This window comes from Corynebacterium sp. KPL4072, assembly GCF_037908395.1.
GTDB lineage: Bacteria > Actinomycetota > Actinomycetes > Mycobacteriales > Mycobacteriaceae > Corynebacterium > Corynebacterium kefirresidentii.
The window spans coordinates 314,074-328,679 of sequence record NZ_JBBMGE010000002.1; the positions used below are offsets into that span (position 1 = coordinate 314,074).

At 59.1% G+C, this 14,606-nt stretch carries 13 protein-coding genes; 2 read left to right on the forward strand and 11 right to left on the reverse strand.

The features are described 5' to 3' along the window. Positions 1–19 precede the first annotated feature (19 nt). A complete protein-coding gene (locus tag WMP97_RS03420) occupies positions 20–331 on the forward strand; it encodes a hypothetical protein (protein ID WP_340439803.1) in 312 nt (103 codons plus the stop codon). A gap of 95 nt (positions 332–426) precedes the next feature. Here the strand turns inward: WMP97_RS03420 and WMP97_RS03425 are convergent, their stop codons facing one another. From WMP97_RS03425 to WMP97_RS03465, 9 genes are all read right to left on the reverse strand, one after another. Next, entirely contained in the window at positions 427–1,245 is an 819-nt protein-coding gene (locus WMP97_RS03425) for a hypothetical protein (RefSeq protein ID WP_340439804.1), read from the reverse strand. Positions 1,246–1,385: 140 nt separating this feature from the next. Continuing rightward, the gene (secA, locus tag WMP97_RS03430) at positions 1,386–3,971 is read right to left on the reverse strand and encodes a preprotein translocase subunit SecA (protein WP_086587994.1); all 2,586 of its coding nucleotides are present in this window, start codon (positions 3,969–3,971) and stop codon (positions 1,386–1,388) included. Positions 3,972–4,218: 247 nt separating this feature from the next. Further along, positions 4,219–4,863, reverse strand: a complete 645-nt coding sequence (hpf, locus tag WMP97_RS03435; protein WP_023020779.1) for a ribosome hibernation-promoting factor, HPF/YfiA family — start codon at positions 4,861–4,863, stop codon at positions 4,219–4,221. Positions 4,864–5,008: 145 nt separating this feature from the next. Then, positions 5,009–5,497 carry a ComF family protein gene (locus tag WMP97_RS03440; protein ID WP_340439805.1) on the reverse strand — a complete coding sequence of 163 codons (489 nt, stop codon included), beginning with the start codon at positions 5,495–5,497 and terminating at the stop codon, positions 5,009–5,011. A 177-nt stretch (positions 5,498–5,674) separates the two neighbouring features. Then, on the reverse strand, positions 5,675–7,414 hold the full coding sequence (gene lpqB, locus WMP97_RS03445; RefSeq protein ID WP_340439806.1) for an MtrAB system accessory lipoprotein LpqB: 1,740 nt from the start codon (positions 7,412–7,414) through the stop codon (positions 5,675–5,677). Then, on the reverse strand, positions 7,411–9,180 hold the full coding sequence (mtrB, locus tag WMP97_RS03450) for an MtrAB system histidine kinase MtrB (RefSeq protein ID WP_445293076.1): 1,770 nt from the start codon (positions 9,178–9,180) through the stop codon (positions 7,411–7,413). Before mtrB ends, lpqB begins: the two co-directional genes overlap by 4 nt. Positions 9,181–9,269: 89 nt before the next feature. Then, on the reverse strand, positions 9,270–9,962 hold the full coding sequence (gene mtrA, locus WMP97_RS03455; RefSeq protein WP_023027822.1) for an MtrAB system response regulator MtrA: 693 nt from the start codon (positions 9,960–9,962) through the stop codon (positions 9,270–9,272). Between the two features lie 3 nt (positions 9,963–9,965). Further along, the gene (locus WMP97_RS03460; RefSeq protein WP_340439810.1) at positions 9,966–10,580 is read right to left on the reverse strand and encodes a dTMP kinase; all 615 of its coding nucleotides are present in this window, start codon (positions 10,578–10,580) and stop codon (positions 9,966–9,968) included. A 67-nt stretch (positions 10,581–10,647) separates the two neighbouring features. Then, positions 10,648–11,001, reverse strand: coding sequence for a DUF4259 domain-containing protein (locus tag WMP97_RS03465; protein WP_340439811.1), 354 nt, complete (start codon positions 10,999–11,001; stop codon positions 10,648–10,650). Between the two features lie 248 nt (positions 11,002–11,249). Here WMP97_RS03465 and WMP97_RS03470 point away from each other — a divergent pair, with 248 nt between their 5' ends. Continuing rightward, on the forward strand, positions 11,250–12,056 hold the full coding sequence (locus WMP97_RS03470; RefSeq protein WP_340439812.1) for a hypothetical protein: 807 nt from the start codon (positions 11,250–11,252) through the stop codon (positions 12,054–12,056). 253 nt (positions 12,057–12,309) lie between these two features. Here the strand turns inward: WMP97_RS03470 and manA are convergent, their stop codons facing one another. After that, positions 12,310–13,539 carry a mannose-6-phosphate isomerase, class I gene (gene manA, locus WMP97_RS03475; RefSeq protein WP_340439813.1) on the reverse strand — a complete coding sequence of 410 codons (1,230 nt, stop codon included), beginning with the start codon at positions 13,537–13,539 and terminating at the stop codon, positions 12,310–12,312. A gap of 6 nt (positions 13,540–13,545) precedes the next feature. Beyond that, positions 13,546–14,568 (reverse strand): exopolyphosphatase, encoded by a 1,023-nt coding sequence (locus WMP97_RS03480; RefSeq protein WP_340439814.1) that lies wholly within the window; start codon positions 14,566–14,568, stop codon positions 13,546–13,548. Between the last annotated feature and the right edge of the window lie 38 nt (positions 14,569–14,606).

Consider the following 14,606-nt stretch of genomic DNA (forward strand, 5'->3'; position numbering starts at 1 on the left):
GGAGCACTACTTCCCCATCATGTACGAGCCCATTCCTGGCTACTCACACCTCAAACTCTTCCTCGCGCCTCATCGCGTGCGCTATGGCCGCTTGCCGACGTCCGCGGAGGTCGCCGCCCAACACCGCATCCAAGGCTGGGTAATCTTCGCACTCGAGGTTGCTGCCGGCTATCGGCCGCTAGCTCACCTCAATTCCGCGCGCTATTCGGACGCAATCCGGCTGCATATTGGCTCGTGGGTGCGCCAACGCCCCAGCCCTTACACCACGGACAGATTGCAATTGACAAGCCTGCACGCGCGCCCTAATGGCGAATACTTCGGCTCTGTTTAAATAGGTCAACAGCAGCATGCTTTTACGGGAGCAGCCAGTCACACGGGATTAACCTCGTTCCGCTTGCTCTAAGCTATGCGAACGGACCTCACCGCCTAGGAAATGAACTGGCCGAGTTGAGAAAGAATATCGGACCAGTTCAGTGCGGACCATCCAATTCCGGCAGCGCTTGCTAGCGCCGCAATACCGGTAGTCAGCAGGCCACCTTCCAGGACGGATAGCCCGGAATTGTCATCAGCAGTGCCATCCGCGAGTACGGTATTCACATCACGGTGGGTTGCTGCGGCCTTTTCCAAGGGAGCATTGACCTGCTTGGTGATAGTGACGATATCGCGCAGCGCTGACGCGTAATCCGGGAACTCATCCGGGAAGGCGGAGCCTGTATCCCCGGTGGCGGGCCTCTGTGGCCGCGGAGAAGACTCTGCATTGCCGGCGGTGGACTGCGGCAGGTCCTGGGTGAATTCACCCAGCTCGGCGCGAATCACCGCCTGGGCATAGTTGGCACCCAGCACGTCAAGGTAATCCAACACGGCAGCTTCGGTGAACTGCTTACCTTCCCGCGATTGTGGACGCGCGTCGGGCTCCCACGGGAAATCGAGCGGCGTGGAATAGATATTGCCATCGGCCCGCGCAGTGTTGAGCCGGGATGCGCCAAAGTAATAATCAAAGGCAGCGTCCGCTTTCTCCTGCGACAAAATCCCATCTGCCACCAACGCTTCCTTACGCTGGGTAGCGATAGCCAGGATGGCCGCTGCCGCGTTGTCCTGTTCTAGTTTTTCTCCCGAGTCCAAGATGATGCGCAGAGAAGACGCAGAGTCGCGCTGCATCTCATACGCCACGGCTGGGGTGGCGCCACCAAGCAAGGTAGCAGACAGAAGCGTCGTAATTCCTAGACGCAAAGAACGGCGACGCATCGTCAGTGGAGTTCCTCACAGGAAAAAAGCAGATTGGACAAGATTCTTATATTCTACTCATTTTTCCCTAAAAAGAAACCCGCCCCGCTCCCACTTTTAAGAGTGGGAGCGGGGCGGAGTTTGAGAAAGGACACCGAGTTTTAGGCCTCTACGGTATCCCCACCATTGTTGTTCGCAGCGGCCGAAGACTCACCAGCCTGTTCCTCTTCCTGCTGCTTGAACTGCTTGCGCAGCATAAAGAGCTGGCGAACGGTCTCTTCCTTGACGCCTTCGTTCATGGCATTGAACATCTCGCCGCCCTCCTTCTGGTACTCCACCAGCGGATCGCGCTGCGCCATCGCGCGCAGGCCAATGCCCTCCTTGAGGTAGTCCATCTCATAGAGGTGCTCACGCCACTTTTGGTCAATAATCGGCAGGATGACCATGCGCTCGGTATTGCGCATCTGCTGCTCGCCGCCAATTGCGGTTACAGATTCCTCGAGCTTGTCATATTCGTTATTGGCGTCTTCTACCAAAGCGTCGCGAAGCTGCTCAGCGGAAAGCTCGCCTGGGGAACCATACTCGGAGCCTTCGACCAGTTCCTCGTGGGAAATGGTGGGACCATACAGGGAATCCAATGCGTTCCACAACGCATCTAGGTCCCAATCCTCCACGTAGCCGGTGGCGGTAGCGCCGGCGACATAAGCGGAAACGGTGTCATCAATCATGCCGCGGATATTGTCCTGAATATCGCCGGCATCGAGGATATCGTGGCGGGTAGCGTAGACCACCTTGCGCTGCTCGTTGAGCACCTCGTCGTACTTGAGAACGTTCTTACGCATCTCAAAGTTCTGGTTCTCCACCTGCGCCTGGGCGCCCTTAATGGAGTTGGAGACCATCTTGGCTTCGATTGGAACATCGTCCGGCACATTGAGGCGATTCATCATGTTCTCCATGGACTGTCCCACGAAGCGCACCATCAACTCATCGCGCATGGACAGGTAGAAGCGGGTCTCACCCGGGTCACCCTGGCGGCCAGTACGACCACGCAGCTGGTTATCAATGCGGCGCGACTCGTGGCGCTCGGTACCCAGCACGTAGAGTCCGCCGGCCTCGCGGACCTGGTCACCCAGCTTCTTGGAGTGTTCCTTTTCGGCATCGATCTCTGCCTCCCAGGCCTCCTGGTACTTTTCCTCATCCTCGAATGGATCGAGGCCGCGCTCGCGCAGCTTCTCATCGAGGATCACCTCGGGGTTACCACCAAGGACGATATCGGTACCACGGCCGGCCATGTTCGTAGCCACGGTTACGGTGCCGGGGCGGCCGGCACGGGCAATGATCTGGCCCTCTTCCTCGTGGTGCTTAGCGTTGAGCACGTTGTGCTTGATTCCCCGCTTGGATAGCAGCTGGGACAGGTACTCGGAACGCTCCACAGAGGTGGTACCTACCAGGACTGGCTGACCAGCCTCGACGTGCTCAGCAATATCGTCCACCACGGCGGCGAACTTGGCTTCCTGCGTCTTGTAAATGCGGTCAGAGTGGTCCGCACGCTGATTTGGCTTATTGGTAGGAATCGGCACTACATCCAGGCCATAGATGGAATGCAACTCGGCGGCTTCGGTCTCTGCCGTACCGGTCATGCCGGAGATCTTCTCATAGAGGCGGAAGTAGTTTTGCAGGGTAACGGTAGCCAGCGTCTGGTTCTCGTTCTTGATCTCTACCTGCTCCTTGGCCTCGATGGCCTGGTGCATGCCTTCGTTGTAGCGGCGGCCGGCCAGCACGCGGCCGGTGAAGCTGTCGACGATCATGACTTCACCATTGCGGACGATGTAGTCCTTATCGCGGGTGAAAAGTTCCTTGGCCTTCAAGGCGTTGTTCAGGTAGGACACCAGCTGGGAGTGCTCCGGGGCGTAGAGGTTATCGATGCCGAGCTGATCCTCTACGTATTCCACGCCCGCTTCCAGCACACCGATGGTGCGCTTTTTGTGGTCCACCTCGTAGTGGATGCCTTCGCGCATGCGCGGTGCCAGCTGGGCGAAGACGCTGTAGAACTGGGAGGAACCGTCTACTGGGCCGGAGATGATAAGCGGGGTTCGGGCTTCATCGATAAGAATCGAGTCAACCTCATCCACGATGCAGAAGTTGTGACCGCGCTGCACCACTTCATTGAGGGAGCGCACCATGTTATCGCGCAGGTAGTCAAAACCTAGCTCGTTATTGGTGCCGTAAGTAATGTCGCAATCGTAGGCAGCCTTGCGCTCTGGTGGGCGCATCTCAGACAGGATGACGCCTACGGACAGGCCGAGCCAGCGGTGGACACGGCCCATCATCTCCGCGTCGCGCTTTGCCAAGTAATCATTGACGGTCACGATGTGGACGCCCTTGCCCTCAAGCGCATTAAGGTAGGCAGGCAGGAGTGAGGTCAGGGTCTTGCCCTCACCGGTGCGCATCTCGGCAACGTTGCCGAAGTGCAGGGCCGCGCCACCCATGATCTGCACGCGGTAGTGCTTTTGATCGAGGACGCGCCAGGCAGCCTCGCGGACGGTGGCAAATGCCTCGAGCAAGATGTCATTCATCTCTTCGCCGTCTTTAAGACGAGTTTTGAACTCATCGGTCTTTGCCTTAAGTTCTTCGTCCGAAAGCTCCGCGTACTTATCCTCAAGGGCAATTACGTCGTCTGCCATTTTGCCCAGGCGCTTGACCGTACGGCCCTCGCCCGCGCGCAGCAGCTTGGAAAGTCCAAACACGGTTAGTTAGTCCTTCTAGTCGCGACAATAAAGTTAACTCGTCGCTATTGTACTCACTCGCATTCACAAAGCACCTTCCGCCTAGCGCATAGGGCATGCGCGCAACCTTCATCTGGCATATCTAAGCCTTTAAAGCCGCTTGCCGACGTCGAACCTCCCCCCCACCAAGACACCATTTCCCTTGATACGAATTCGACCCCGCTGCAGTTATGCAGCGGGGTCATTACCTCAGGAAAGTGCGAGCGCTTTAGGCCTCCGCGTCTTCAGCCAGGGAGATAAGGCCATAGTCGAAGGCGTGGCGGCGATAAACCACGGAGGGCTTATTATTCTCCTCGTTAACGAAGAGGAAGAAGTCGTGGCCAACCAGCTCCATCTCGCTCAAGGCATCATCCACGCTCATCGGGGTAGCCGGGTGCTCCTTGGTGCGCACAATCTGGCCGGGACGAACATCCTCGACGGTCTCAGCATAAGGGTCAACGTAGCGCTCTTCCTTGGCGCGCTGTGCCTCAGCCTGTGCCACCATCTCAGCGGCAATCTCTCCGGTGCCCTTTTGCGCGCGGTGACCGCTCTTGACGTTTTCGCGGCGCACCTTCACCTTGCGCAGGGAGCGCTCCATCTTGCCCAAGGCGGTCTCGAGCGCAGCGTAGAAAGAATCTTCCTTTGCTTCGGCACGGGCGATGTGTCCCTTACCCGTAGCGGTGATCTGGATGCGATCCGCTTCAGAATCGCGGCGCGGGTTCGGCTCGTGCTGCAGCTCCACGTGGAAGAAGGTCAGGGTGGGGTCAAGGCGTTCAATCTTGGCCAGCTTGTCATTGACTCGCTCTTGAAAGTGATCAGGGACCTCGACATTACGGCCCGTAATCGTTACCTGAGCTTTGTTTGGCTGGGACATTGAAATGCCTCCCTTGAGTAGTGGGGACTGGATTCAATCACAGTAGCTATCTCTCTGTGACACTCCTCATGGTATCACTGGTTATGACCTGACAGGGCGAAATTTTTTCCCGCTCCCCTACCTCGAGGGTAGATCCCGCCTTTATCTAGGCATCCGCAAAGACCAATGCTCCACATACTTCTACGCCCGCGGCCTGCAGGGCAGCAATGCTCGCGGCTAGGGTAGCGCCGGTGGTAACGACGTCGTCGGCAAGCAGCGCAGGGGCGCGAGCAATGGGAGCATGAACGCGGACTCGCCCCTGCAGGTTAGCCCACCTATCCTGCGCGTTAAGCTCGGACTGATCCGCGGTGGACTGCCCCATGGAAAGAGCCGCGCACACGCCCACGCGCTGCCGCCGTGCCGCTGTATGGCACACAGCGGCCACAGGGTCTCCCCCGCGCGCCCGCGCCGAGCGCGGACGGGTAGGCGCAGGAACAAGGGTGAACTCGCGCGGGATATCACCACGGGCACTCAGATAGGCCAGCCCAGCTGCAAAGACGGCCCCGACATACTCGCGAACCGGCTGGTTGCCGCGCTCCTTCATGCCAATGATGATGCGGCGGCGAATATCGGAATAAGAGCCAAGGGCATACACGGGCGCCCCCAGCAGCCGGGGCCGTGCTACCAGGTAGGGCGGGTGCCGCAAGTGCTCGCGGCACTGTGCACACAACACCTCGCCCGGCGCGCCGCATCCAGCACACGCGCGCGGAAAAATAAGCTCCCCCAAGCTCATCGTGTTGCCTCCCCCTTAGCCGCACAAGCCTTCCGACGGCTAGTTAGAAACGATAGGGGAAGAACGCCGGCCCTGCAGCCCGGAGACCTCACGCCAGTTGGTCTCATCCATCACGGTGGAAGGAAGCTCAAGCATGGCGTGAGAATCAGTGATGAAAAGCTTGGTGGGCGAGGAAGCTACAGCCACCACGGGGGCGGTGATATTACCGGTAGGCATGGTCGAAGCCGAGGAACCATCCTGCTCGATGCGCCAGACGGGTGACTGGCTCGAGGAGGTACCAACGATGAGCGAGCCATCCATATTCCAGTCCAACGATAGCGCCGAACCGGAAACTTCCGGGCCGACCTCGCGGGCGTTGACGATGCGCTTATCGCCACTGCTGGATTGGGCAACCGCCGCGATATACACGTGACCATCGATAATCATGGCCACGCGGGCACCGCTATGGGACAAGCGGATAACGGAGATTTCGCCCTCAATATCGTCAATGCTGCGGGCATCCACCTCGGATTTGGAGATGCGGCCCGTGGTCTTGGAGCGCACCACGCGCACGATGCGATCTCCGTCAACCACAGTCCACGCGGCTTGCCCGTTGTATTCAAAGGTCGGCCGTGCGAGCGTGCGACCATCCACCGAATCCTGCAGCTGGCCATCGAGCTCGCCCATCTGCAGCGAGAACTCGTTATTAGATTTGCGGCGCACAGCCGCAACGAGGCCGCTATCGGCCACATCCACGGATTGCACGTCGCCGCTGCTGCCCAGCGTGGATTTCACCGGCTCGGCCACGCCATCGTCTACTTCTAGCAGGTTGCCCTCATTGAGGGCATAGAGCTTAGACAACGCGGTGCTGCTTTCCTCCGGGTTATAGTCCGCAAAGTCATCCACGCTCAAGCTATCCATACCTTCCACCAGGTCACCGCCATCGGCCTTGACCCTGAAGGGACCGGTATGACCGGCTTCCGAAAGTGTCCACACCAACTGGGCGGCAAAAAGCGTGCGGTCATGGGCGTCCAGATCCACCAGGCCTTCGAATTGGTAGCCCTGTTCGCGGTCATAGCCGGCATAGGTGACGTTCTCCGCCGCCGCGCGGCGGGTGGCAGGGGCAATGCTGGCTGAAGGCCCTTCCATCAATAATGTGATGAGCGTCGACTCCGATTGCTCGCCGCCCTTATACAACCAGCGACGATCCGGAACCAGCACATCGTTACTCTGCTTATAGAAGTACAGCGATTGCGGGGCGTAGTGGTTGCGCATCTCATTGCGCTCCATCACCACTCCGGCCGGCAGTCCATCGACGCGCCACCTAGCGTCTTGCATCTTCATGTAGATGACTGCCTCATAGCCCTCATTTTCCGGGACATACGCGCCACCGGATTTCAGGCGGCCGATAATAGTGCCACGTACTGTAAAGGCACGTTCATTATCTTTCGAGCTTTGTTTATTGGCGGGCGCGGTAACGATATCCAGGCTATCGACCACCATCACATCGCCGCTGGCGTCCCATGCACCACGAGCAGTATCCGTAAGAAAACCACGGGCGACTTCGTGGTCATTTCCAGGCACGGCCGAAGCCTGATAGAAATCGCGCAAGGTCAGGTCCGGGTCATCGCCCGGTTGCGGTGCGATGACTTCCCCAGGACTGTCTTCCTGCCGTTGGTAGGTCCCGACCACCTGCGGCCCGGTGTTGCTCGGCAGAGTGGAACAACCGCTGACAAAAAGCACTGCCGCTGCGGTGCTTAAAACCGCGGTTTTGCAATAGTTGCTGCTGAACACGCTCACTTCCTCCTCCCCTCAAAGTCCGGGGCCTTATAGGCGCGCCTATCTGGGGCGGCCGCACCACGGTTGAGCTCTCGTTCCGAGGGCCATAGGATGCCATCCCCCTCCGCCTGGCCAGTGGTAGTCTTATCGCTCTTTTCGGCGCGCGGTGAGCTCATCCCGGATGCAATGGCAGGCGTAGCAGAGGCGGGTTCGACACCCGGATTGTCGGTGCTAGAGTCCTGCGCTTCTGGAAGTTCAACTCCGGCATCTGGGGTCGATTCCGGCGACGAGCCGCCCTCCGTAGTGTTATTTACGGGTGCGCCAGGGATCTCCACGGAGATGGGTTCTTCTCCCACCTCGGTATTTGGAGTGCGCGGAATAATGAGCCGGAAGCGCGAGCCAAAGCCCTCGTAGCCGGTGGCATCCAGCGTGCCACCGTGCAAGACGGCGTCCTCGCGGGCGATAGCCAGCCCCAGGCCGGTGCCTCCGGAGTGGCGTTTGCGGGAAGAATCCGCGCGCCAGAAGCGGTTAAATACCAGCTCCTCCTGGCCTGGTTTCAAGCCCACACCATGGTCTGTAACCGTAACGCCCACCGCAGTTTCTGTGGTGGCGACATCCACCACCACCGGATTGCCTTCCGAATGGTCGATGGCATTGGCCAAAAGATTGCGCAAGATGCGCTCAAGGCGGCGTGAATCGGCCTCGACGGCGATGCTCTCATCCGGCAGGTTGAGCTGAACCTCCACGTCGAGCTCGCGAGCCAAATGCTCGACTTGTCCATAGGCGGACTCCACGCAGGAGCGCAGATCAATGGCGGCGGTAGACAGGTCCGCGACGCCGGCATCGTGGCGAGAAATCTCTAGCAGGTCCGCGAGCAATTCCTCGAAACGATCGAGCTCGCTCGACATCAGGCGGGAAGCTCGCTGGGCGCCGTGCGGCAAGCTATCGCTTTCGGCCTCAATCATGTCCGCGGCCATGCGCACGGTGGTCAATGGGGTACGCAGCTCATGGGAGACGTCGGAAGTAAACTGCCGCTGCAAGTCGCCGTATTCCTCCAGCTGCGCAATCTGGGAAGAAAGTTTATCGGCCATGTTATTGAAGGACGCGGCTAGGCGCCCCATCTCATCGTCACTATCGACGGCCATGCGTTCCTTCAAGTGACCAGCCGCCAAGCGCTGTGCAATGCGCGAGGCCGAACGAATCGGCGTAATAACCTGCTGGGTGGCCAGCCAAGCAATGCCTACCAACAGCACCACGACGACCACACCGGCCGCCGAAAGCAGGCCGCGCATCAACGCCATGGTGGATTCTTCCGATTCCATGGACAGTGCCAAGTAGACCTGGGTATGCGGAATATCAGTATCGGTCGGTGTGCCTACGAGCAAAGCGTTGTAGTGCTCACCGTTTTCCCGCGGAGCCGGGAAATACTGCTGCGCAATCTGGCCTTGATCCACCATCGCCCGCAACTGATCCGGCACGGGGAAACCTTCTGGCGAGGTAATAACCGAGCCATCCTGGTTTTCCACCACGATGACCGGTTCATAAACCGCCTGGGCATCGCCCTGCTGGGCAGAGAGCTGGCCCAGTGCCGCACGTGCAGAATTGATGCGTACCTGCACCGAATTGGCGGAACTGGTGGCATCAATCTGCTGTTCCACGGCCGTGCGGGCACGCTCCAGCTCCTGCTGCGCCACGTCTTCCTTTTGGCTAACCAAGCGCTGAGTCAGCACAGAAACCAACGCGTAGGCCAAGATGATCATGACCACCGAGGAGGCGACCAAAATCATGCCAATGACGCGCGCCTGCAAAGAGGTACGCCACGTTGTAATGAAGGCGTCTCGAATACGCCTTAAACGCTCAATGATGCCGATGGTTCTTACTCCCCGGCGCCGGGCTTGCCGGTCTTATACCCCACGCCACGCACGGTCAGCACAATCTGCGGATCCTCCGGATCATGCTCGATCTTGGCGCGTAGGCGCTGCACGTGGACGTTAACCAAGCGCGTATCAGAGGCATTGCGGTAGCCCCACACAGACTCCAGCAGCGACTCACGCGTATGCACTTGGCCAGGGCGGCGCGCCATTTCCAGCAACAGGTCAAATTCCAGGGGAGTCAAGTTCAACTCGGTACCATCCGTGCGGCGCACGGTATGCTCCGGCACGTCAATGATGAGGTCCGCCACCTCCAAGATTTCAGACTCCGCGGAATCGGTGCGGCGCAAGCGCGCGCGAATGCGGGCGATGAGTTCCTTGGGTTTAAATGGCTTGGTGATGTAATCATCCGCGCCAGATTCAAGGCCTAGCACCACATCGACCGTGTCCGTCTTGGCGGTCAGCATAACGATAGGTACGGAGGATTCACGGCGAATGGCGCGGCAGATATCCACGCCGTTCATGCCCGGCAGCATAAGGTCCAGCAGAATGAGATCCGGCTCGTGTTGCTCAAAGGCGGGCACGGCGTCATTGCCGTCCATGACCGGAATGGGCTTAAGTCCCTCGGACTCGAGCACAATGGTCAGCATCTCCGAGATAGCCGGATCGTCATCGACTACCAAAATCTTGGGCGCCACGTTTTATTCTCCTACAAGGTCTTTTATCGCTGAAATTATAGTATCCGCATCGGCGGTGACAATCCAGCGTCCACCCCAGCCCGCATCTGCTAGGCGCCGGTAGGCCGCGGCGGTGCGTTCCTGCAATCCGTCATCGCGCTCGTAGCGGTCACGCTCCCGGTTGGCATCTGCTTGGGCCCTTGCCTGTGCTCTTTCCGACGCCACCTCTACCGCAGTATCCAGATAAACCTGCAGATCCGCTTGGGGCAGGCCTAAAGTGCCAAATTCCAAATCATGCACCCAGTCCATGACGGCATCGTCTTCCAGTCGCGCCGCCGAATATGCCGCATTGGAAGCCACATACCGATCCAATAGCACCACGGCGTCCGTACCCTTGGCTCGCTGCAATTGGTCTTTTACGCCGTAACGATCCAAGGCAAAAAGAGTTGCCATGGCATATGCCGAATCTGTCAGGTCACCCATTTTTCCGTAGAGCGCCTTTTGGGCGAGCTGGGCGTGAATCGACTCTGCATAGCGCGGGAAGGCGATGACTTCCACGGGTCGGTCCAACGACTCCCTGATTGTGGAGACCAGCGTATTCTTACCGGCACCGTCGATGCCTTCGATGCTGATAAGCATAGGTGTGGGGTACCTTCCCTTCTATTTTGTCTGGCATGAGGCCACTGCTGCGGGCAGTAGGTATGGCTTAGGAGAGGGCCTCTATAAACGCTTCGAGGTCATATTCTTCCTCGACATTTTCTAGTACCTCGAGGGCATTTTCCGTCAAGGTTTCGCTGCCAGATCCCACCAGCTCCCTAATATAGGGGTAGTCTTCAACAACCTCGCCCACGCTAAAGGGCGCGCCAGCCCAAATGGCAGCGATGGTGGCTGCTGCTTGCGCGTTCTGTTCCTCTTCTTCACTGAGCTGTGGCTTGCTATGTGCTACTTCGCAGGCATCCTCAACGGCGCGAATTACCCCTTCTTCATCGAGGTTTGCCATTTCTTCCAAGAAATCGACGTTGAGGTCCGTGCTGAAAATATCTTCGTCCCAAGTACTCACTTTTTGACTCCTTCGGTGCTTTCAGCGCCATTTATACACGCTTTCCCAGCTAAAGAAAGCACGCAATGAAAAGGTTTGCAGGGCGTCCTACATCCGCGAACTGGCGTTTTGTTGGCGTATCACAGAATCGCAACGCCGTAGCAATGTTTCCTAAACATGATAGTCTCGTTACCAACTTGTTACCGGGGTGCTATACCGCCACCTCCCATGGGGTTAAATCAGCCCACCTCACAGAAAGGACAGCCACGATGAAGCCAGATTCGCGCCGCGTCTACGTGTTCATTGTGGCCGGACTGATAGCCGCGGCCGTCGTCGGATTCACAGTCTGGCGCATGAGCTCGCCGAGCGCTAACTATTCCAATGCCGCGGATCAGTCCGCGACCACCTCCGTCTCCCCGACGCACACTGCGGCCGAGGAGACCACCACTTCTTCCACGGACCATTCGCCTTCAAAGAAGCGCTCTGCACATGCGACAAGCTCTACAGCTTCCTCCGGCGATTCGAAGCACCACCAGCCGCATAACAATGATCCGTATCTAGCCCCCAATGCGATCATGCACCCGCAGGCGGCTACCCAGCCCACCAAGGTTTACCGCCCGGAAAATATTTCCCCGCAAGGAACCACCTCGCAGGGCAATGGCAACGCCCAGGGTGGACAAGGCACCGGCCAGGGCAATCTGTACCCGACGCCTGATTACCCAAGCAATCAAAACGGCTCGCAGGCTACCGGTTCCCCACAGGGCAACCAGGGCAACAACGGCGGCAATGGCGGCAATGGCGGCACCGCTCCGCAAACCACCACTGCCCCGTCCGCTCCGCAGCCTTCCCCGACGCAGCCTTCGGAGCAAAATGGGACGGGCACAACCACTGGCGAGAACAAGCCCAACCCGGACCGGGGACAACTAACCGAAAACAAGCAGCAAGAGGTCGCAGAGGCAGAAGTACCACGCGACGATCAAGCCGCCGCAGAGCAGCCTTCTGCCGAGCAGAACCAAGAGCCGACCGATTTCGTGCCGACCAAGCAGGCGCCGCGCAAAGCAGCCGCTTCGCCCTAATCCATAGCCCACTGGGCAATTAGCTGAATACAAAAGCACGTTTCCTCGATTCTGAACGCGAATTTCGAGGAAACGTGCTTTTTGTATGCGCCGGACCATTAGAGCTGTGAAAGAAACAGCCATATGAGGCACTCGCGCAGCGACGAAAGCGGCGGCAGCGCGCCGGAATTGAAGTTCCACGCCTCGCCTGAACCCCGGCGAAGAGGGGTTCGGCAAAGCGCGCTGGTGCGCAGGCGAGCCAAGCGCAGGCGGGCTAAGCGCGGGCGACGAAGAGGTCGGCCGCGTCGGATGCCGCAGTGGCGGTGACTCGCCCCTCAGAGGCAGGCAACCAGACGGCTTGGCCGGGGGTCACGGTGAGGGTCTTGCCGGCGGCATCAGTAAAGGTAACGGAGCCTGCGGTGCACAGGGCGATGGTCGGGCCATCGTAATCAAAATCCACAGAAGACGCTCCGCTAAGCTCTACACGGTCTAGCAGGAATTCTTCAATCGGGACCGGGTAAGACCATGCGGCGGCATCGTGCACATTATTCTGAGCGGACTTATCCTGCTGTTGAACACGCGGTTCATCGGCAGCCGCGTAGGTGAGAACCTTGACTAGTTCGGGAACGTCAACGAACTTGGGGGTAAGGCCGCCGCGCAAAACGTTATCGGAGTTGGCCATAATCTCTACGCCAAGGCCGGAGACATAGGCGTGCAGCTGGCCCGCATCTAGGTAGACGGCCTCGCCGGGAGAAAGTTCGATGTGGTTAAGCAACAGTGCACCCAATACACCGATATCGCCCGGGTAACGCTGGTTGAGTTCCAGCACCGTGGACATTACACGGGACTTCCAATCGGCCGGGTCCGCGGCAATAAGGCGCTCACCAGCGGAGACTATGGCGGCGATGAGTTCCTTGCGCTTGGCGGACGGGATGGTAATCCACGTAGTAAAGAGAACGCGAAGGTTGGCGGACTCGGTGGTTACCGAGGGGTCCTCGTCCAGCATGGCAACGTAATGATCCAGCTCGGGGCACTCCAAGGCAGCAAAAAGCTCGCGAGTGCGCGCCAGCGGGCGGAAGCCAGCCATGGCATAGAAATCCGTGAGTGCAACGATAAGCTCGGGCTTGTGGTTATCGTCCTTGTAGTTGCGGTTGGGTGCGGTGAGTTCAATCCCAGCGGCATTCTCGCGGGCAAAACCTTCCTCTGCCTGCTCCTTCGACGGGTGCGCCTGTAGGGATAGCGGCTCCTCGGCCGCAAGCACCTTGAGGAGGAAAGGCAGGCGCTCACCGTACTCGGCGGAAACGCGGCTGCCTAGCTGCCCTGCTGGATCCTCCGCAATGACCTCATTGAGCAGGCGGTCATCCACCATAGACGGGTCACCGGGGTGGGCGCCGAACCACAGCTCTGCGACGGGCTTTTCTGAATCGGGCTGACCCTGCAGGTGTGGGATGAGGGTACGCGAGCCCCAGGAATAGTTGCGGGTGGCGCTGTGCAACAGCTGCATGTGTTTCTATCCTTTAGAAATCTCGTAGGCGGTCGCGGCAAAACTCCGCGTAATAAGCTGCAGTGAGCGGGCAAGATGCCCGAGGCCCGGTTCCGGGTCAATGCTGCGGACTGCAAGCGAGTTGGGCAGGTTCGCCTCTTCCTGCCCCCAGAAAATCACCTTCAAGGGTACCAAAGCATCCGCAGTGCCATCGCCATCAATGAAGGGGTCAAAGAAGAGATCATTTGCTCGGGAGCTATCGGAATCTCGGTCGAGTGCGCGTCGCAATTCCGCAGGATCCACGAAAGCGCTCGGCAGGCCATGCACCGCCCAGATGGTCGCAGCCATACGAGCGACGAGGGCGTCGATCTGCACGTGCTCACGCCGCTCAGAAAAGGAATAAGGGTCGAGCACGCAGGAGTGGATGATGCGGGCGCCTTCGATAAATTCGCGCAGTTGGCGGCCCGGATTGGTAGTGGCATCGCGCTCAGGGGAAAGCTGCGCGAGTTCTCGGTCCACGGCTGCAGCAACATCCTCCAGGATCTCTTTCACCGCGGTCGGGTCCTGGTAGAGCAGGCAGCACAGAGCATGCAGTGCGGCGATGTTGCGAGCGGGCGAACTGCCCTCTGCCGTAGGTAGGCAGGGGGCGATGAGGGTATCGTCCGGGCAGTCCTCCACGAGCGGGCCCTTGGCCGGGCCAATCAAAACGGTGGTGGCGCCGCGCTGGCTGGCGGCAATTAGTGCGCGCGAAGCCCAATCGCATTCGCCGGTCTCGCCTACGACAACAACCACGTCCAATGCTCCCACGTAACGCGGGAGCGATTCGGTGACGACGAGCGGGATTCGCAGCGGCTCTGCAAGGCCGACACCCAAGTGGGCGGCTTCCCTGGCAATCGCATCGGTGGGGATAATGACCAGCGAGCGAGGATTAAGCCCGCGGAGCGCCTCGCTCCAAAGCTCCACTTCTCCGGCCAGTAGGCGGATTTGAGCGCCTTCGTGCGCGACATCAAAAAAGCGCACGGTTTCGGCATCATAATTACCGGTATCCATGTGGCTTAAGCATAGTCGGGCACCCACTAAGATGGAGT